Below are 20,400 nucleotides of genomic sequence, written 5' to 3'. Positions count from 1 at the left end.
AAAGCATGAGTTATCAAGTATTAGCAAGAAAATGGCGACCAAAAACCTTTGCTGATGTTGTCGGTCAGCAACATGTTTTGACCGCACTTGCTAACGGCTTGCGTGAAAATCGCCTACATCATGCTTATTTATTTTCCGGCACGCGCGGCGTGGGGAAAACCTCCATTGCCCGTTTATTTGCCAAAGGGCTAAATTGTGTTAACGGCGTGACTGCCGAGCCTTGTGGTGTATGTGAACATTGTAAAGCCATTGAAGAAGGCAATTTTATCGATTTAATTGAAATCGATGCGGCATCCCGCACCAAAGTGGAAGATACACGCGAGCTGTTGGATAACGTGCAATACAAGCCGGTGTTAGGGCGTTATAAAGTGTATCTTATCGATGAAGTACACATGCTTTCCCGTCATTCTTTCAATGCGCTCTTAAAAACCTTGGAAGAGCCGCCGGAATATGTGAAATTTCTGCTGGCGACTACCGATCCTCATAAACTGCCGGTAACGATTTTATCTCGTTGCATGCAGTTCCATTTGAAAGCCTTGGAGCCATCACAAATTGCCGAGCATTTGGGATACATCCTAAATCAGGAACAGATTCCTTTTGAGTCTTTAGCATTAGATAAACTCGCCAATGCGGCACAAGGCAGTCTCCGTGACAGTCTCAGTTTGACAGATCAAGCCATTGCAATGAGTAACGGCAATGTCACGCTCAATATTGTCAATGAAATGTTGGGGTTGTTGGATGAAACCCAAGCCATTGAGATGATTTATGCGCTGCAACAAGGCAATGGCGAAAAGCTCATGCAAGTGGTGGATGCCGTGGCGAATAAAGCAGGTGATTGGGATGAGCTATTGCGTGAAGTTGCAGAAAATTTGCACAAGATCGCAATGCAACAATTATTACCACAGACCTCGTTAACAGAAGCGGATCACATTGGCTTTTTAGCGAAACATATCGCACCACAAGACGTGCAATTTTTCTATCAAGTGGTGGTGAGCGGTCGGAAAGAATTAAGTTTGGCACCGACAGCGCGCATGGGGGCTGAAATGGTGTTATTGCGTGCGTTGGCGTTTCATCCGAAATTCATTGCTCAACCGCTAAACCTTGAAAACAGCACGCAAGGAAGTTCATCCAAAAATCCATCAAGTGCGGTGGAAAATCGTGTTAAATCTTCTGGTCAAACTGCTTCAGCGGCGATTGAAATGCCTGTGGTTTCTCAGGCGATAAAAGCCCATTATCAAGATCGTAAAAAATCCACTACAAATGAAACCGTGACAAAAACAGCGCAACCTCAATCCACGCAATCGGCAGAACCCTTGGTGAGTTCGCCTGTACTTGGCGCATTAAACGGGTTAGACCAACTGGATGCGATGCCGAGCAGCCCTTCTCAAGAAAAAAAAAAGTCTGAGCGCCTAGCACAACATTCCTCTGAAAAACTGACCGCACTTTCTCATGCTTCTGACACCTTGGACGCTAAAAGTGCGGTAGAAAATCCGAATGAATCGGAGAGCGAAGAAAACGATTCAGATGGGCTAGGCGAAGATTACCGTTGGGAGTGGAGCAATCCGGAACTAGCACAGGTTGAACAAGGTCCCAAACCTTCGGACATTAAGGCTGCCATTCTGCAAGACATCACCCCGGAATTACAGCAAAAAATTGTCCATTTAACGGAAGAACAAGATCGCTGGGCACAGTTGATTGAACAAAGTGGTGTGGAAAATCTCACCAAAGAATTTGCGTTAAATACTTTTATTTGGACGGAAAGCGAAGATGCGCTTAAATTGGGTGTGCGTTCCAGTCACGGGCATTTGAATCAAGATAAGCATTGTAAATTGCTACAGCAGTCGATTTCACACGTGTTAGGAAAAACCATTGCATTGACCGTTGAAATCAATGATGACGAGCAGTATCTCACGCCGACAGATTATCGCCGTAAAATTTATGCCCAATTACGGGAACAGGCGAAACAGGATTTATTGCAAGATCCTAAATTGCAATTATTAGAACGCGAATTTGATTGTAGCGTTGATGTGAAAAGTATTCGTCCGGTGTAATGATGTTTAAAAAACACGCCTTTAAATTCATCACTTTTCTCGTTTTCCTTATAGCGGCGATTACCGGCTATCTTTTTTATAGCCTAACGATTTTCTCTCCTGTCAACATTCACTTTAGCACGATGCCAAATCTCACCTATCATCCGATAAAAAAACAGGATGAGTTAATTTGTTATCAAGCAGACCAGGCACCACGCGAAATCACACAGAAGACATTTCGTTTGTTGGTTTGGAATTTGCATAAAGGACAAGATGCTGGTTGGCAAGAAGCGCTGGAGCGTTTTGCGCAAGGGCGGGATATTTTGCTATTGCAGGAAGTGTTAAACACACAAGAATTGGCAGCACAATATTCATCGCGATTTCCTACCGCACTTTATGCCAGTGCCTTTGCTTATTTACAACAACAATCCGGCGTGGAAATTCTCTCTCAATTTGCACCGCACTTTTACTGTGCCGGCTCAAAATCCGAACCTTGGATTCGTATTCCCAAAGTGGGCGCGGCGATGAGTTTGCCTCTGTCCAACGGGCAAGCGCTGTTATTGGTCAACGTGCATTTGATCAATTTTGAAATAAATCCCACGACTTATGAAGCACAACTTCACACACTGATGCAGTTAGTTTCACAGCATCAAGGTCCTCTTGTGTTATCCGGTGATTTTAATTCTTGGAATGGTTATCGCGCGCAGATCATCCGAAAAGTGATTAACGAATTTGGTTTAGAGGAAGTGTCTTTTGAACAAGATCACCGCTTACGTTTTTTAGGCAATCCGTTAGATCATGTTTTTGTGCGTGGGCTGAACGTATTAAATGCGACAACAGAACCCACGGAAAGCTCTGATCATGCACCGTTGCTGTTAGAGGTGGAATTAGCAGATTAAACCGCAGCCGTGATCACAATTTCTACTTTCCAGCGAGGATCCGCAAGTTTAGCTTCCACGGTAGCACGCGCTGGGGGATTTTGCACATCAACCCATTCATCCCAGGCTTGATTCATTAACGTATAGTCCTGCATGTTCGCCAAAAAAATTTGTGCGTTTAGAATACGGCGTTTATGGGAATGTATTTTTTCCAGCAACTTGTCGATAAGCGTCAAGACTTCTTTTGTTTGCTCGTAGGTATTCTGTTCTACGCTGGTTTCCGGCACTTGCCCTGCAAAATAAACAACACCCTGATAAATTACGGCTTCTGCAAGACGAGCGTTGGTGTCAATGCGTTGAATTTGTGTCATACCATCTTCCTCTGAATAAAAATAATTCTCAGAGATTATACCAATTCTCACAAAAAACCTCTAAAATTCTTGAACCTTCCATTCAATAATTCATCTGATTTATGAAGCTATTAATTTCGAATCAACACGGTGCCATTGTGATGGCACTTATGCCATTTTTATACGGAATGTTGCTCAGTCATCCGATTTGGCAACACGTTTTCTTTTTGCTGGCATGGTTTTCCTTGTATTTAATGACCTATCCGTTTCTGAATTTATTTAAAGGCAGAAATTTGGAACTGTATATCAAATGGTCGTGGATTTATTTCTTCGCCTGTGTCATTTTTGCTATTCCGGTATTGATTTATAACTGGCATACGGCGTTATTTGTGGCGGCTATGTTGCCTTTCGTGTTGATCAGTATTTATTACGTTAAGCAGAAAGATGAGCGCGCTTTTTTAAATGATTTGGCAGGTATCGTGATTTTTGCCATTGCCGGCATGGGAGCTTATTATTTTCCTGACCGCACTTTTGATGACAAAATTTGGCTGGTCGCGCTGTATCCGAGCTTATTTTTTATTGGAACCACTTTATATGTGAAATCCGTTATGCGCGAGCGTAAAAATCCGTTGTATTTAAAATTATCCATTGGTTTTCACGCCCTTTGTATTCTCGGATTTGTTTTTGTCCAACAATATCTCATGGCGTTGGCGTTTGTGCCGCCATTCATTCGTGCCATTTGGTTGCCGAAGAAAAAAATGTCGGTCAAACAAGTGGGTTTCACCGAAATGGGGATTTCCCTATTGTTTTTTGCGAATTTACTTTATGCCACGTTGTAGATAAAGGGTGAAAAAATAGTTAGATGATGAAAAGATAGACAGATGATGAAAAAACAATTGAAATATATTGCCCTAGCATTCGGGTTATTGAGCGGTTTCGCCCAAGCCAATCTTGGACTTCCAATTTCCGTGGGAAATACCGTCCAAGAGATGGATAAGCTGTTACGTAATCAATTAACGAACGACCAGTTGAGGGAATTGGCGCAACGTTTTTTACAAGCCGGCGATTTACGTACCGCATTTAATACCATGCATATTTTGGCGCTGAAAGATGATCGTCGTGCGCAGCTTGATCTCGGGCGGTTTTATTTCCGTGGTGATGGCGTGGCACAAGATTACGGTAAAGCCTATTGGTGGTTTAGTGAAGCGGCCGAAAAAGGTAGCGCCATGGCGTTAACAAATTTGGGGATTTTATATGCCGGCGGTTATGGCATTAAAAAAAATCTTCCGCATGCCATCTCTTTATTGGAAAAAGCCGCCTCAGCCAATGATTCCCATGCCATGTTAGTTTTAGGCATGTTGTATTACAACGAGGACAAGATTAAAAGCCTGAGCAAAGCTTTTCGTTGGTTAGAAAAAGGCGCGAAACGTGGCAATGAGGAAGCCATTTTCCGTTTAGCGTTAATGTATGAACGAGGCGAAGGCACAAAACGTAACCGACCGATGGCGATTTCTATTTATAAAGATTTAATCGCACAAAAAAGCCGTTTTTCTGAAGAAGCAAAAGAACGTCTGGCGTTATTAGAAGGTTAAGTGGATACAATAAATGGATGAGATTCGATACATATACGAAAAATGGCATGAGTATGCGAAAGCGCGGGATGTTGAAGCGTTAATTGCGTTATACGCGGATCATGCGGTATTTGAAAGTCCTTTGGTTCCGGCTATCTTAGATAGGACAAATGGCGTACTGAATGGCAAGGATGACATTAAATTTTTCTTACAGGAAGGAACAAAGCGTCGTCCTAACGAATTGGTTAAATGGTTTCGGCGTGGTGATTATCTCACAAATGGGCGTTTATTAGTTTGGGAATATCCAAGGCAAACGGATGAGGGTGAGCAAATTGATATTCTAGAATTGATGGAAATCGAAAACGGGCTCATTCAACAACATAGAATCTATTGGGGCTGGAAAGGATGTTTGCTGATTAGTCAGGGGTTAGCGAGATTGCAGCACGAATGATTAACCTCGATGCACAATTCAGGTAGCGTGCATCTTGATGCACGACCAAACCATGCACGGAACGTTATTTTAAGCTTTTCGGACATTCACGATTTCGTGCAACCGGAAAACCCACCGCACTTTGCATATAAAAAGGACGCCAATCATGCGTCCTTTTGAGTCTAAATTTCGTCTTATTCCTCAGGCGTTATTACTTCAATTTCCACGTTGCTATGCAAGCCGCGCGGTAACTGCGTCCCTTTGCGACCCCGTTCGGCGCGGAATTTCTGTAAATCTTCCGGCTTCAAGGTCACTTTACGTTTCCCGGAATGGAAGACCAGGCTGGAATTTTCTTCAATCAACAATAACCGCACCAGTAATTCGGAACGCGCTTTAGCGTTGGCGGACGGAATCGTGACGATTTTGTTGCCTTTGCCTTTGGACAGTTCCGGTAAATCTTGCACTGGGAAAATCAGCATTCGACCGGCAGAGGTAAGCGCCACCAAAAGTGCGGTCGGATTTTTCAGTGTTAACGGTGGTAACACTTTGGCATTTTCCGGTAAGGAAATGAGCGCTTTACCGGCTTTGTTACGGGCGACTAAATCGGCGAATTTACAAATAAAGCCATAGCCGGCGTCGGATGCCATGAGCAATAGTTGATCTTCATTTTCAATCAGCAGCTGATCAATGGTTGCGCCTGCCGGCAGGGTAAGTTTTCCGGTGAGCGGCTCGCCTTGAGAGCGGGCAGACGGCAGACTTAGCGGATCCAGTGCGTAACTGCGCCCCGTGCTGTCAATAAACACCGCCGGTTGATTGCTTTTGCCGTAGGCATGCGCCAAATATTTGTCGCCGGCTTTGTAGCTTAAGCCTTGCGGATCAATGTCATGCCCTTTCGCGCAACGCACCCAACCCATTTCCGATAAAATCACCGTCACCGGTTCTGCCGGCAGCATTTCGTTTTCTGCAATGGCTTTAGCTTCCGCGCGTTCAATCAACGGCGAACGGCGTGGGCTGGCGTATGTTTTGGCATCCTGTTGAATTTCTTTTTTCAACAGCGTATTTAAACGGCGTTCGGAGCCTAAAATCTCTTCCAAAGATGACCGTTCTTTTTCCAGTTCAGCTTGTTCCGCTTGCAACTGATGTTCTTCCAGTTTCGCTAAATGACGCAAACGCAAGTTCAAAATGGCTTCCGCTTGTGCATCGCTTAAGTTGAAACGAGCCATTAATTCAGCTTTCGGCTCATCTTCGTTGCGGATGATTTCGATCACTTCATCAATATTCAAAAAAGCAATCATCAAACCTTGCAAGATATGCAGGCGGGCAAGCACTTTGTCTAAGCGATATTGCAAGCGGCGGGTCACGGTGGTGCGACGGAAAGTCAGCCATTCGGTGAGGATTTCCAACAAATTTTTCACTGCCGGTTTGTAATCCAAACCAATCATGTTCATGTTGACACGATAGCTTTTTTCCAAATCGGTAGTGGCAAATAAATGCGCCATCATGGCATCAGTATCTACGCGATTCGAACGCGGCACGATCACAATGCGCACCGGATTTTCATGATCTGCTTCATCACGAATATCTTCTACCATCGGCAGTTTTTTCGCGGTCATTTGCTCAGCGATTTGCGCAATCACTTTGGATGGCGAGGCTTGGTGCGGCAGGGCGCTGATAATGATTTCCCCGTCTTCCTTTTTCCATGCTGCGCGCATTTTAATAGTGCCGCGACCTTGTTGATATATTTTGCGAATTTCTTCTTTCGGCGAAATGATTTCCGCCTCTGTCGGGAAATCCGGGCCTTGCACTACGGTTAATAAGTCATCCAAGGTCGTTTTCGGATTATCCAGCAACATGACTGCAGCATCGGCGATTTCATTTATATTGTGCGGAGGAATATCCGTTGCCATCCCCACCGCGATCCCTGTTGTACCGTTGAGTAAAATATGTGGCAAACGTGCCGGCAAATATTGCGGTTCTTCTAAGGTGCCGTCAAAGTTCGGTTGATAATCTACGGTGCCTTGTCCGAGCTCCGCTAATAGCACTTCTGAAATTTTAGATAAACGGGATTCCGTATAACGCATCGCCGCAAAAGATTTCGGATCGTCCACCGCGCCCCAGTTGCCTTGTCCGTCAACTAATGGGTAACGGTAAGAGAAGGGCTGCGCCATCAACACCATGGCTTCATAGCAAGCGCTATCACCGTGCGGGTGGAATTTACCCAACACATCCCCCACAGTACGGGCAGATTTTTTATATTTTGCCGTTGCATTCAGCCCAAGCTCGGACATGGCATAAATAATGCGTCGCTGTACCGGCTTCAAACCATCACCGATAAACGGCAAGGCGCGATCCATGATGACGTACATGGAATAGTTGAGGTACGCCCTTTCGGTGAAGTGGCGTAGTGGCATTTGTTCGATGCCTTCGTAGTTGATGGAGTCAGTCATGATTTATTTTGGTATTTTATTTATGTCGATAATATTCGTTTAATTTATTGGTTTCGCCAATTTTCCCCTCTTTTGTAAAGAGGGGCTAGGGGAGATTTAAAGTGCGGTTGATTTTTAAAATGTTTTTAAGCGTTTGAAAATGTCACCGCACTTTTCTTCTTACACAGCTAAATCCACTTGATCCCCTTTCGCTTGTAACCAATTTTTACGGTCTTCAGCGCGTTTTTTTGCCAGTAGCATATCCATGGTTTCCATTGTTTCTTGGCTTTCTTCACCTTGCGTTTCAAAGGTCAGTTGCACTAAACGACGGGTATTCGGATCCATCGTAGTTTCGCGTAATTGCATTGGGTTCATTTCGCCCAACCCTTTAAAACGCTGTACGTTTGGCTTGCCTTTTTTCCCTTTGAGACGATCCAAGATAGCCTCTTTTTCGCTTTCATCGAGGGCATAGAACACCTCTTTGCCTAAGTCGATTCGATAGAGCGGTGGCATTGCCACATACACATGGCCTTGTTCTACCAGCTTCGGGAAATGGCGTAGGAAGAGGGCACAAAGTAGGGTGGCAATGTGTAAACCATCCGAATCCGCATCGGCAAGAATACAAACTTTGCCGTAACGTAACTGCGATAAGTCGTCGTTGTCGGGATCGATACCAAGAGCAACGGCTATATTATGTACTTCTTCCGAGCCTAAAACTTGCTCGGAAGACACCTCCCAGGTGTTCAAAATTTTCCCGCGCAACGGCAAAATCGCCTGATATTCGCGATCTCGCGCCTGTTTGGCAGAGCCCCCGGCAGAATCGCCCTCTACTAAAAACAACTCGGTTTTATCCAAGTCCTGTTGCGAACAGTCGGCAAGTTTGCCCGGTAAGGCTGGACCGCTCACCAGTTTTTTACGCACCACTTTTTTCGCTGCACGCAAACGGCGTTGGGCGGAACTGATTGCCATATCTGCCAATAATTCAGCTTGTTGAATATTTTGGTTCAACCACAAACTGAAAGCATCTTTCACAACGCCGCCAATAAACACCGCACTTTGACGGGAGGAAAGGCGTTCTTTGGTTTGTCCGGCGAATTGCGGATCTTGCATTTTAAGGGACAGCACATAAGCACAACGATCCCATAAATCGTCAGCGGTAAGTTTTACACCGCGCGGCAATAAATTTCGGAATTCGCAGAACTCACGCATGGCATCTAATAATCCTTGACGCAAACCGTTGACGTGTGTGCCGCCAAGTGCGGTCGGAATCAGGTTTACATAGCTTTCGCCGATGAGTTCGCCACCTTCTGGCAACCATAATAACGCCCAAGACACCGCTTCTTTTTCGCCCTTAAATTCACCGATGAATGGTTGTTCCGGTAAGGTGACTAAACCGTTTACCGCTTCCATTAAATAGTCGTTCAAGCCGTCTTGATAAAGCCAAGTGTCTTCGGTGTCATTCACTTTATCGATAAATTTAATTTCGAGTCCTGAGCACAACACGGCTTTGGCGCGGAGTAAATGACGCAAACGGCTGGCAGAGAATTTGGGGCTGTCGAAATATTTTGGATTGGGTTTGAAGTGCACGGTAGTGCCGGTCGTGCGACGGCCGCAGGTGCCGATAACGGTGAGATCTTCTACTTTTTTGCCATTTTCAAAGGCGATTTTATACACTTCACCGTTACGTTTAACGGTGACATCAACTCGCTCGGATAAGGCGTTCACCACAGAAATCCCCACCCCGTGCAAACCACCGGAGAAGGTGTAATTTTTATTGGAGAATTTACCGCCGGCGTGCAGTTTGCTCATGATGACTTCTACGCCGGATACTTTTTCCACCGGGTGAATATCCACCGGCATACCACGCCCGTTGTCAGTCACTTCAATGGATTGATCTTTATGCAAAATCACTTCGATTTTCGTAGCAAAACCGGCAAGGGCTTCGTCCACGCTGTTATCGATAACTTCTTGTGCGAGGTGATTTGGGCGGGTAGTGTCGGTGTACATACCCGGGCGGAGTTGTACGGGTTCAAGGTCTTTTAAAACGGTGATTTCGTTGGCGGAATAATTCGTTGTCATAGTCATTCATTCATAAAATCTTGGAAGCAAAATTGCGCAGGATTATAGCAAAAAACAACGGGATTTTTAACCGCACTTACCGGTTTTGTCGAAAGGAGGGAGAGGTAAGCGCGGTCGTATTAGCAGAACTTTGGATTATGATGATGGATCTTCGTCATGCTGATTTTTCAGCGTGGAGAAATAGTTGGCTAATATCGGGCCGGAAACATTGTGCCAAAAACTGAAAACGGCACTTGGCACTGCGGCAATCGGATTAAAGTGCGCGGTGGCTAAGGCAGCACCTAGACCGGAGTTTTGCATACCTACTTCAATGGCAATCGCTTTGCTATCGTAGTTATTGAGCCGTAAGGCTTTGGCAGCGAGAAACCCAACGAGATAACCAAGGCAGTTGTGCAAGACAACAACACCGAAAATTAATAAACCGGAATCAATGATTTTGTCTTTGCTACCGGCGACGACGGCGGCAAGGATTAATACAATGGCAATCACTGAAACCAACGGCATGGTTTGACTGATTTGTGCCATTTGTTTTTTTAACAAGGCGCGAATGATTAAACCTAAGAAAATTGGGAAGAGCACCATTTTTAATACCGAGGCAAACATGGCGGAGGCATCAATATCAATCCATTGGCTGGCTAATACATAGAAAATGATCGGTGTTAATAACGGTGCCAGCAAGGTGGAAATGGTGGTGCAAGCGACGGAAAGTGCGGTGTTGCCTTTCGCTAAATAGGTCATCACGTTGGAGGAGGTGCCGCCCGGACAAGCGCCGACCAGAATCACGCCGATGGCTAAATCTGTTGGGAGTACAAAGAGTTTTGCTAATGCAAATGCGATAGCCGGCATGATCACAAACTGTCCAACCACACCAACAATGACGGATTTCGGGTGCTTAACGACTTCGCTGAAATCGTTAAAGGTGAGCGTAATGCCCATACCGAACATGACAATGCCCAGTAAGTAAGGGATATATCCGCGGATTTCGAGGAAGGTTTCCGGTGAAACAAACGCGAGGAACGCAAAGAGCAGTACCCAAAGTGCGAAGGTTTTACTCACAAATTGGGTTAATTTGAGCAAATGTGGCATAAATTTTCCTTAAATAAACATACCGAGTAGTAAAAAGAGGTTAAAAATAACAGAAATTTGACAGGGAATACAAAGCTTTTTCATGTTTTTTTTTAAGCATGCCCTGAGAAATGGATTGCGTGATATTATGTGGCTGTTGTACAAAACTGAAACCTCAGTCTCCTAAGGTTGCAGGAGGATGAATCACTTTAGCCTATTTCAATATAAAGCTAATGTTTCGACAAGGACTTCAACCATTTCTATATTTGATACATAATCAGGAAAATTTAAATATAAGTTAAATAATATGAGTTAATAATGTAAAATATCTAAAATATAGCTATCAGAATCTATTCATTAGGAATATACAAGACAGGATTAAATTATGAATAAACAATGTTTTCGTATCATATTTAGCAAAACTTTACAATGTTTAGTTGTTGTGTCAGAGCTTGCAAAGTCGGAAGGTAAATCAGCCGAGACATCATCTTTTATGGTTCCGCAAATTTTAGCTCGAATTCGACCGCTTACCTTCAGTTTATTTTGTGCCTTAGGGTTTGTTGCATTTCCAGATTTAGCGATGGCCGATACTTTTATTATTCAAGCAGATAAATCAGCACCTAAAAATGAACAACCGATTATTTTACAAACTGCTAATGGACTCCCTCAGGTAAATATACAAACGCCTAATGATAAAGGACTTTCACACAATAAATATTCAAAATTTGATGTGGATACCAAGGGGGCTATTTTAAATAACAGTCGTACTAATGTTCAAACTCAACAAGCAGGAATGATTACAGGTAACCCTTATCTTGCTCGTGGAGAGGCTAAAGTTATTTTAAATGAAGTCAATTCGTCTGATCCCTCTGTGTTAAAAGGGTATGTGGAAGTGGCCGGTAAAAAAGCGGATGTAATTATTGCCAATCCCTCAGGTTTGCATTGTGAGGGGTGTGGAGTCATTAATTCTGACCGGACGACATTCACAACAGGTAAACCACAAATCGTAAATGGTAATTTGGAAAACTTTGTCGTTGAAAACGGTCGGGTAAGCGTTTCGGGTAAAGGTTTAGATAATAGTCGTGTTGATTACACTGAAGTGATTACGCGTGAAATGCAAGCGAATGCAGGTATTTGGTCTAAGAAAGAAACTAAAGTTATCACAGGGAAAAATACCGTTAAACGGTCAGATGACCCCGAAGCGCTCCAAATTACGCATACGAAGCAAACTTTATCAACAGAAAATAAACCTCAATTTGCTCTCGATGTTGGCGAATTAGGAGGTATGTACTCAGGTAAAATCTACTTGATTGGAACGGAAGATGGTGTAGGCGTTCGGAATGCCGGGCACATTGGTGCTAGTGCGGAAACATTACAAATTGATAGCCATGGGCGTATCGTAAATACGGGTACTGTAAATGCGCAGAAAGATCTGCGATTAGTTAGTGAAACAGGTATTGAAAATACAGGTAAAATTGAAAATCGACAAAGCGATATTGTACTCACTACGCGGACTGAGATTAAACAAGACGGTACGGTTGTAGCACGTAATGGCAATATTTATAAAAGTGCAAATCAAGGCATCACTCAAAATGGTGAGACTATTGCAAAAGGATATGTTAATTATCAAGCCCCAAAAGTAACAGCTTCAACGCACTCGCTTATTGCTGCAGGCGTTGATGTTAAGGATGTTGCGCAAGGCGAGGAACGTTCTCTTGAAAAAGCCTCGGCACAAGGTAAAAACATCACAGCGATCACAACAGAAAAAGCCATCTTACAAGGGAAAAACCTTGCATCAGGCAAAATTCAAATCACAAGTTCGGCAGCAAATTTGGATAATAGCCATACATCCGCATATTCAATTAATGTCACTGCATCCGAAGATAACATCCAGGCGAATAATGCCGCTATTATTGCGGATGAAGGGTTAGCTTTATCAACGCCGACCTTACTTGAAACTAAAAATAGCTATTTAAAAGCGGAAAATATTACAACTAAGCAACGTTCTCTTCATACGCAAAATACAGTATGGGAACAGACCGGTTTGGGAGAGTTAAAGCTTGAAGTTGTGGATGAGCTACAAAATAAAGGCGGTACTTTTAAAACTAAAGGTGATTTGACCGTTAAAGCAAACGGTATGGATAATCAACAAGGTCGTTTATTGGCAAGTGGTAAATTGACTGTCAATGTAGGGAAAGGCAAATTAGATTCAAGTCACGGCGCAATGTTATCGGAGCAAATGCTTTCCATTACTTCAGGTGAGCTTATTAACGATGCCGGTTTAATTCAATCCGCTAAACATATTGCAATCAATACACAAGGGCAATCTCTCTCTAATAAACAGACATTAAGTAATACAAGTACACAGAATAAAGGTATTGTGGCATTAGGTGATCTAGATATCCAATCAGAAAATATTTTTAACCAACAAGGACGTATTGTTAGTGGCGGCACGCAAAACCTCAAAATGGCTCATACTAATAATCAACATGGGTTAATTTATTCCGGGCAAAATTTCACCTTAAATGGTGTAGGTCTGACTAATGATGGCGGTAAGATCGGGGCGGCTAAACAAGGCAATATTGCGCTTTCAGGGGATTTAAGTCAGCAGAATGGTGAAATTGATGCAGATGAGATAGTCGTGTCGGCTCAAAATATGAGAAGTTCGGATAAGAGTCGGATTATTGCGAAGGGTGTTACCTTGACAATGGCTCATCAATTAGAGAACTTAAACAGTTTTATTCAAGCCGATTCGAAAGATTTAACCATTTCAAGCCAAGCACTAGATAACACCGGTGGTGAGATTCATGGTCTTCAAAGTGCGGTAACGATTAATACACGCCAGCAAAAGCTTGTAAATACGACGGGTAAGATCCGTTCGAAATCAATGTTAATGATTAATAGTGGAGAATTAAATAACATTAACGGCGCTATTCACAGCGAAGGTGATGTTGCGATTAATGCCCATGGACAACTTATTAATAATCAACAAACGAAAGATAAATTACATGGAATCTTAGCTAAAGGTAAATTGAAAATTGATGCAGGTAAATTAGATAACGATCAAGGGGCAATTTTAGCTAATTTAGCACAACTAGATGTCGCGCAATTAGAGAATCATTTAGGTATTGTACAGAGCGGTAGTGATTTATCTCTAAACACTCAACAGCTTGAGAATAGCGAAGGACTGATTTCAAGTGCCGCAAAGACTACTCTTAAGGTGGCAAATAGTTTGCGGCAACAAGCGGGTAAAATCAGTGCGGGAGAATTAACTCTAAACGCCGGCACACTTGATTCTACCGAAAAAAGCGTTATTGCGGCTGATAATGCTGATCTGACGATTAAACATAACTTAATCAACACACATAGTGAACTTTCTGCAATTCATAATTTAAATGTCATTAGCCAAGAATTGGATAATAGACAAGGTCTGTTATTGGCCGAACAGGGACGCTTAGTCATCAATACCCAACAACATCAAGTGAATAACCAACATGGTAAAATCGTTGCGGGGCAGGCGGTGCATCTAGATAGCGGCCAATTAGATAACCAACAAGGTCTCGTGCAAGGTGATACAGGCGTTACCTTAAATACTCACGGTCAATCTGTGAATAATATGTCGGCAGCCATAGTCAGCCGACAAGCTTTGGCTATTACCGCAGGGCAATTGAATAATAATCAAGGCTATATTCAATCGGCACAGCAAGCTGATATTCAGCTTGGTTCCTCAACTTTATCCAATGAAAACGGTGAGATTTCTATCGGTACGGATTTGAACTTAAATTCCGGCACAGTGAACAATACCGATGGCACTATAGTCGCAAAACAGAGTGCCATTATTCATAGTGGTAGACTAAATAATACCAATGCTATGTTAATTGCAGAGCAGGGGAATCTTGATATTGATACTCATGAGCAAGATTTAATCAATCAGCAAGGTAAATTGAGTTCGGGCGCGAATTCTAAAATCAATAGTGGCTTATTAGATAATCAGGCAGGTTTAATTCAAAGCCGTCAAGATATGATGATTAATACTCATCAAGGTGATTTGAATAACCAACAAGGAGAAGTGCCACCAAAAGAAAAAGGTATTATTTCATTGGGTCGATTGGTGATCAGTACACAGCAATTTTTAAATAAAACAGGGTATGTGTTAAGTCAAGGCGACCAGACTATAACGACAGAATCTATTAAAAATGATTCAGGTATCCTTTCCTCATTTGCATCTCAAAAAATAACGGTAAATCAAGATCTTAGCAATGTGCAAGGTAGAGTCAGCGCGAATGCTGTCACGATAACCGCGCAATCGATTAATAACCAAACGGGTTTATTGCAAGGGAGTGATCTACTTAATCTTCGGGCGACAGAGGTTTTTAATAATCAGAAGGGACAAGTCAAAGCAAATGATAAGGTTGAAATTCATGCAAAAAGTGTAAATAACCAAGAGGGAAATATTAATACGATTGCAGGCAATTTATTGCTTTCTTCTAAGGAAAGGCTGAATAACAGGTTAGGCAATATCATTACAAAGCAAAATGCAAGCATCATTGCAAATGGCATAGATAATCACCAAGGAACGATTTATAACGAAAAAGGATTGCTTCATCTTAATTTATGGCAACAGGCCTTAGATAATCAACAGGGTAAAGTGATTAGTAAAGAGAACCTCATTTTTGAAGGTGGTTCTCTCTCAAATCATAACGGGGCTATTTATGCTGAAACACAAGGTAAGCTCCAAGTTACAGGATTAGTTGATAACCAACAAAACGGTAAAATTCACGGATTAGGTGAAATGACTATTTTGGCCGATAGCGTTGATAACCGTGGTGGTGAAATTCGTACAAAAGATAATCTCACATTAAATGTAACGACAGAAATCAGCAATCAAAAAGTTGGGGCATCGGGATCATTTATTGAAAGTGGAAATCTTTTAATAATGAATACTGCAAAACTCGATAATCGCGATACAAAATCAATTTCAGAGCAAGTAAGGGAAGGTATCTTAGCCTCTGTATTAAAAATTTCTGCGCAGTCTATCGATAATCAGCAAGGTAAAATTCATAGCCGTACCGAGAGCCATTTAGCCGTAGAGCACTCTCTCAATAATCAGCAAGGTGAGATAACAGGAAATCAAGCGGTTTCAATTAAAGGCACAAATTTACATGTTGATAACCAATCAGGACGCTTGCAAGGGGCGTCTCTGTCAATCGTTGCTGATGATGTTACGACCGATGGACATATTGAGGGTAAAAATGTCCAAATTACCCAACAAAAAGATTTTGTGACAAACAATCACATTAATGCCGAAGACACACTTTCCATTACAACGGCGGGAAATTTAACGAATCGACATAATTTATATGCGAATGCCGGTGTCATGCTTAATGCGTACCATATTACCAATGATGTAGATGGGCGAATTAGTAGTGCGGATACCCGAGTTTACGCCAAAGGTAATATCACCAATGAAGGGTTGATTAACGGGATTAGTTCGGATGGAAATGCAAAAACGGTTGTGAAGGCAGGGAAGCATTTACTCAATACAGGGAAAGGTCGTATTTATGGTGATGAAGTTGCACTTCAAGCAGAGAAAATTGAAAACAGCGATAAAGATTACGGAAATGGGGAAATTAAATCGGCTGTCATTGCCTCGCGTGAACGCTTAGACATCGCTGCACACGAGGTGGAAAATAATACGGTACATTATTTAGCCGATAATCAGGTGGGTGCAATCTTATTTAGTGCAGGAGAGATGACCTTTGGGCGAACACTAAACGCAGATAATCATGCGGAGGGCAAGGCTGACACATTACGCAATAACAGTAGTGTGATTGAAGCGCAACAAGACATTCACTTAAACGTCGCGCAAATTCATAACAATAACGTGCATTTTCTTGTTGAACACGTAAAAACAGGTAAAGCGCCAACTGAGGTCACGAAATTAGAAAATAGATCTGTGAATAAGACTGACATTGTGCCGATGGGGCGTAATGCTCGCCATAATTTGCAAACCGATTTTACGAATAATTTAAATGGAGATAAATCGGGGATAAATACTAACGATCCTCATATTCCAATGACATTACTTCGTTGGGCCGGTTGGAGCCGTGCGGGACAGCTAGTTTATAAAAATGATGGCGCGGAACCGACGGTCTTAAAAGCAGGAGACGTCATAACCAAAGATACACCGCTTGCCATTCGTAATGAAATGACGTGTGACTATATTAACGGAAAAAATGCTTGTCAGTATACACCGGCAGGGCAATATGGTTCGGATAGTCCTATTTGGGCATACTTTGGTGTTCCGGCACCGGTAGAGCAACAGCCGCCGTTTCCATTTGATGATTTAGCGGAACAACCTTGGTATAAAGAGAGTGATTGGTTTGATGATGAGGGTAATTTTAAGCGCCCTACCAGACCATCTCGTTTTCGGATGAATAGCGCAGCTTATCAAGAGCAAATAGTAAAATGGGATTATTATGTCGAACACATTAGACCGTTAGAGTTGTGGGAGGCCAAATACCGCAAGAGTATAGATGCGGTAGATGCCGGAATCGAGGCGCATAATAAAAACCGGTTAGGTGCGTTAGCGGGAAAATATTATCGTGAGTTTTGGCGCTTGCATATTAATAATCATCGAGTGGATGAAAGCAAAGTCACGAGAACGGTGGCAGGTCAAATACTGGCCGGTGGTTACTTAAATTTTGATGGTCAATCTTTTGTTAATGAACGTAGTGTCGTTATTGCCGGAGAGACCATGTCCTTAACAAATCAAATTAAAAATATTGGTGAACAAGGATTACATCGCATTACGGATAGCGGCGATAAAGTGTTTACATTTGATAAATGGCGTGGGGGCTTTAAACGTTATTTTCAACGTAAATGGGAAAATCAAGGGCCATATACCCGAATTATTGAAACCCCATTTGATATGCCGGTCTATCGGGTTGAAGAAAAGGTGAATTACAGTGCTAACAAACGGACATCGGATGATGTTAGCGCATCGACACATCACACATTATCCTTAACCGAAGTGGGTGCAAATAACAGCAGTGCAATCGCGACGATAAGTGCCTACACACCGACTAAATTAGAAGGTGGTGAAATAGCTTCATTTGCCACGTTAAACACATCGCAAAATATTCATGGGACGCAACTATGGGCGGGGAATAAATTAGGGATTCGCGTGCCGATGTTAGCGGAGCGATTAAATGATTTTGGGCGCATGCCGGGACAAAGTCAAAGTGCGGTGCGTCAGTTGGCGCGAGTTGAGTTATCGAATGAGCTTGAAGTGCGTAGCATCCAGCCGAATGTCACGCTTCCGCAAAATGTGTTATATCGAGTTAATGCTGCGCCGACGAGCAAGGTGCTGATTGAAACGGACCCGGATTTTACGAACCAAAAACGCTGGTTAAGCAGTGATTATATGTTCAACACACTCCGCTATGCGCCGGAAACGATGCAAAAGCGTTTGGGTGACGGATTTTATGAGCAACGCTTAATTCGCGAACAAATAAACCGCTTAACGGGCAGAAATTTCGTGGGCAACTACAGCGACTTTGACAGTCAATATCGAGGTTTAATGGATGCGGGCATCACGTTTGCGCAGAAGTTTAATCTTCGCCCGGGGATTGCGTTGACGCCAAGTCAAGTGGCGCAGTTAACGACAGACATCGTATGGTTTGAAAGCCAACCGGTTTCGCTTGGGAATGGACGCATAGAGCAGGTGCTGGTGCCGAAGATTTATGCGTTAGCGAAGAAAGGCGATGTCACAGGAAATGGGGCTTTACTGTCAGGCAAAAAAGTGACTCACAAAGGCGGAGATTTCACGAACAGCGGCACTGTGGTGGGGCGAGAGTTAGTTCAGTTTGACAGCGCAAGCATTCGCAACACAGGCACACTTAGTGGCAGAGCGATAGTTGGGCAGGTGAGTGGTGATGTCGAGAATCTCGGCGGAACGATAGAAGCGGACAGAGCGATTTTATTGAATATCGAGGGAAACTTTAAGCATAGCAGTACACTCCACACAAGCGAAGTCAATGAAAACGGCTATCAACGCACAGACACGAGACAAGGACGAAAAGGGTTATTGCACGTCAAAGGGGAAGACGGCGAATTACAAGTGTCGGCGAATAATATTGATGTGACGGGCGCAGATATTCTCAATGAAGGAAAAGGGCGAACCTATGTTTCGGCGAAGAACAAGATGAGTTTGGGGACTTTAGAGACTGGTTTTAGCGAAAAGATGGGGGGCGGCAATCACACCCGCATCGAGCGCGTGACGGAAAGTCTCATATCACGAGTGAAAGGCCAGGGAGATGTCGTCTTATCGGGTAAAGATATTTGGTCTGCCGGTGCGGAATTAGAGGCCAAGAATAAGTTTATGGCGTTGGCAGAAAACGACTTGGTTCTGGGCACGGCGACAGTTGACAGTGATTTTGAGGAGTTCCATCAAACAAAAAGCGGCAGTTTGGCGAAGACCACGAAGACGCGCTTAGATAAAGTGCAATCCCGCCATCACCTCGGCACCCAAGTGAGCGGCAAAGACGTGATTCTTTCAGCAGGTCATGATGTGAAGGCGAAAGGCATTCAGGCTATTGCGGATGATAATCTCCATGTTCAGGCTGGACATGATGTTGATATTGGCGCGACGACCAATCACTTTAAAGAAGTGCATCAACAAACCAAGAAGACCTCAGGCGTGCTTGCGAGTGGCGCAGGCATCACCTTGGGTTCGAAATCAGAAAAACATCATGTTGAATCGGCAGGTTGGACGCAATCGGATGGGCGAAGCACATTAGGGTCTTTGCATGGAAACATCAGCGTCCAAGCAGGCAATCATGCTCACGTGATGGGCACGGACATGATAACACCGAACACGAATCGTATAGATGTTGAAGCCGCGAGCGTGAAGGTTGAGGCGGGGAAAGATATTATTCATACGAATGAGCGTCATGAGTATAAACAATCCGGTGTAAGTTTGGCGGTAAGTACACCGGTCACCGACATGGCGCAAGCGGCATACAGCAGCGCACAACGTAGTCAACAGGTGACGAATCCGAAACTGAAAGCGCTTTATGCGATGAAAGCGGCGGAAGAAGCGGCAATGGCGGCACAAAATGTCGGTAAGGTGGCAGAGACCTTAGATGCCTTGCGGGCAGGGAATATGCAACAAAACGGAACCACGTCGAGCCCGAGTGTCAAGGTAAGTCTTGGTTACGGTAGCCAAAAACAAACGCAAAGCAGTGAAAGCCAAAGCATTCGTCATCAAAAATCCACATTAAGCACCGGCGTATTAAATATCAGAGCGCATGGTGAAAAAGTGGTTTTTGAAGGCGTGGATGCGAATGCCAAGTTAATGGCGTTTTCCGGTAAACAAGGGATTGACATCAAAGGGGTGAAAGACGAAGAGCACCAACGTACGGAGAATAAATCGAGCGGCGGAAGTGTCGGTGTTTTTGTGGGAACCAACGGCAATAGTTACGGATTGGGGATAGAAGGTTCGGCGAATGTGGCGAAGGGCAAGTCGAACTCGGCTAGCGAACGCTGGCAAAACAGCCATCTGACGGCA

The 20,400-nt window shown here is 43.5% G+C and carries 10 protein-coding genes; 6 read left to right on the top strand and 4 right to left on the bottom strand.

Annotated features, from left to right (window positions below; translation table 11 throughout):
- Positions 1-5 precede the first annotated feature (5 nt).
- Both dnaX and HMPREF9065_RS00725 read left to right on the top strand, forming a co-directional pair.
- The gene (gene dnaX / locus HMPREF9065_RS00720) at positions 6-2,051 is read left to right on the top strand and encodes a DNA polymerase III subunit gamma/tau (protein WP_021617011.1); all 2,046 of its coding nucleotides are present in this window, start codon (positions 6-8) and stop codon (positions 2,049-2,051) included.
- The gene (locus HMPREF9065_RS00725; protein ID WP_021617010.1) at positions 2,051-2,929 is read left to right on the top strand and encodes an endonuclease/exonuclease/phosphatase family protein; all 879 of its coding nucleotides are present in this window, start codon (positions 2,051-2,053) and stop codon (positions 2,927-2,929) included. The genes dnaX and HMPREF9065_RS00725 overlap by 1 nt, the downstream gene beginning before the upstream one ends.
- Here the strand turns inward: HMPREF9065_RS00725 and HMPREF9065_RS00730 are convergent.
- Positions 2,926-3,279, bottom strand: coding sequence for a RidA family protein (locus HMPREF9065_RS00730; RefSeq protein ID WP_033002785.1), 354 nt, complete (start codon positions 3,277-3,279; stop codon positions 2,926-2,928). The genes HMPREF9065_RS00725 and HMPREF9065_RS00730 overlap by 4 nt on opposite strands.
- A 101-nt stretch (positions 3,280-3,380) precedes the next feature.
- On the opposite strand from HMPREF9065_RS00730, the gene HMPREF9065_RS00735 reads away from it, so the two are divergent.
- From HMPREF9065_RS00735 to HMPREF9065_RS00745, 3 genes are read left to right on the top strand one after another with little or no spacing between them, the layout of a single operon-like run.
- Positions 3,381-4,097, top strand: coding sequence for a YwiC-like family protein (locus HMPREF9065_RS00735; RefSeq protein ID WP_021617008.1), 717 nt, complete (start codon positions 3,381-3,383; stop codon positions 4,095-4,097).
- A 42-nt stretch (positions 4,098-4,139) separates the two neighbouring features.
- Positions 4,140-4,850, top strand: coding sequence for a tetratricopeptide repeat protein (locus HMPREF9065_RS00740; RefSeq protein WP_021617007.1), 711 nt, complete (start codon positions 4,140-4,142; stop codon positions 4,848-4,850).
- A 13-nt stretch (positions 4,851-4,863) separates the two neighbouring features.
- A complete protein-coding gene (locus HMPREF9065_RS00745) occupies positions 4,864-5,280 on the top strand; it encodes a nuclear transport factor 2 family protein (protein WP_021617006.1) in 417 nt (138 codons plus the stop codon).
- Positions 5,281-5,453: 173 nt separating this feature from the next.
- Here the strand turns inward: HMPREF9065_RS00745 and parC are convergent, their stop codons facing one another.
- The 3 genes from parC to HMPREF9065_RS00760 all read right to left on the bottom strand — a co-directional run bounded on the left by parC (position 5,454) and on the right by HMPREF9065_RS00760 (position 10,850).
- Positions 5,454-7,706 (bottom strand): DNA topoisomerase IV subunit A, encoded by a 2,253-nt coding sequence (gene parC, locus HMPREF9065_RS00750; RefSeq protein WP_021617004.1) that lies wholly within the window; start codon positions 7,704-7,706, stop codon positions 5,454-5,456.
- A gap of 159 nt (positions 7,707-7,865) precedes the next feature.
- Entirely contained in the window at positions 7,866-9,764 is a 1,899-nt protein-coding gene (parE, locus tag HMPREF9065_RS00755; RefSeq protein ID WP_033002783.1) for a DNA topoisomerase IV subunit B, read from the bottom strand.
- Between the two features lie 135 nt (positions 9,765-9,899).
- The gene (locus tag HMPREF9065_RS00760) at positions 9,900-10,850 is read right to left on the bottom strand and encodes a bile acid:sodium symporter family protein (RefSeq protein WP_021617002.1); all 951 of its coding nucleotides are present in this window, start codon (positions 10,848-10,850) and stop codon (positions 9,900-9,902) included.
- Positions 10,851-11,214: 364 nt separating this feature from the next.
- Between HMPREF9065_RS00760 and HMPREF9065_RS09805 the strand changes: the two genes are divergently transcribed.
- On the top strand, positions 11,215-20,400 hold a 9,186-nt coding region (locus tag HMPREF9065_RS09805; RefSeq protein ID WP_021617001.1), incomplete at its 3' end, for a two-partner secretion domain-containing protein.

It is taken from the genome of Aggregatibacter sp. oral taxon 458 str. W10330 (assembly GCF_000466335.1).
Taxonomy (GTDB): domain Bacteria; phylum Pseudomonadota; class Gammaproteobacteria; order Enterobacterales; family Pasteurellaceae; genus Aggregatibacter.
The sequence above is the reverse complement of the archived record's forward strand: the minus strand, read 5'-3'. Positions and strand labels throughout refer to the sequence as shown.

Excerpts from the sequence above, each read along its gene's own strand:
- parE (WP_033002783.1), bottom strand. The coding sequence starts at position 9,764 with ATGACAACGAATTATTCCGCCAACGAAATCACCGTTTTAAAAGACCTT.
- HMPREF9065_RS00730 (WP_033002785.1), bottom strand. The coding sequence starts at position 3,279 with ATGACACAAATTCAACGCATTGACACCAACGCTCGTCTTGCAGAAGCC.
- HMPREF9065_RS00760 (WP_021617002.1), bottom strand. The coding sequence starts at position 10,850 with ATGCCACATTTGCTCAAATTAACCCAATTTGTGAGTAAAACCTTCGCA.
- HMPREF9065_RS00740 (WP_021617007.1), top strand. The coding sequence starts at position 4,140 with ATGATGAAAAAACAATTGAAATATATTGCCCTAGCATTCGGGTTATTG.
- HMPREF9065_RS00725 (WP_021617010.1), top strand. The coding sequence starts at position 2,051 with ATGATGTTTAAAAAACACGCCTTTAAATTCATCACTTTTCTCGTTTTC.
- parC (WP_021617004.1), bottom strand. The coding sequence starts at position 7,706 with ATGACTGACTCCATCAACTACGAAGGCATCGAACAAATGCCACTACGC.
- dnaX (WP_021617011.1), top strand. The coding sequence starts at position 6 with ATGAGTTATCAAGTATTAGCAAGAAAATGGCGACCAAAAACCTTTGCT.
- HMPREF9065_RS00745 (WP_021617006.1), top strand. The coding sequence starts at position 4,864 with ATGGATGAGATTCGATACATATACGAAAAATGGCATGAGTATGCGAAA.
- HMPREF9065_RS00735 (WP_021617008.1), top strand. The coding sequence starts at position 3,381 with ATGAAGCTATTAATTTCGAATCAACACGGTGCCATTGTGATGGCACTT.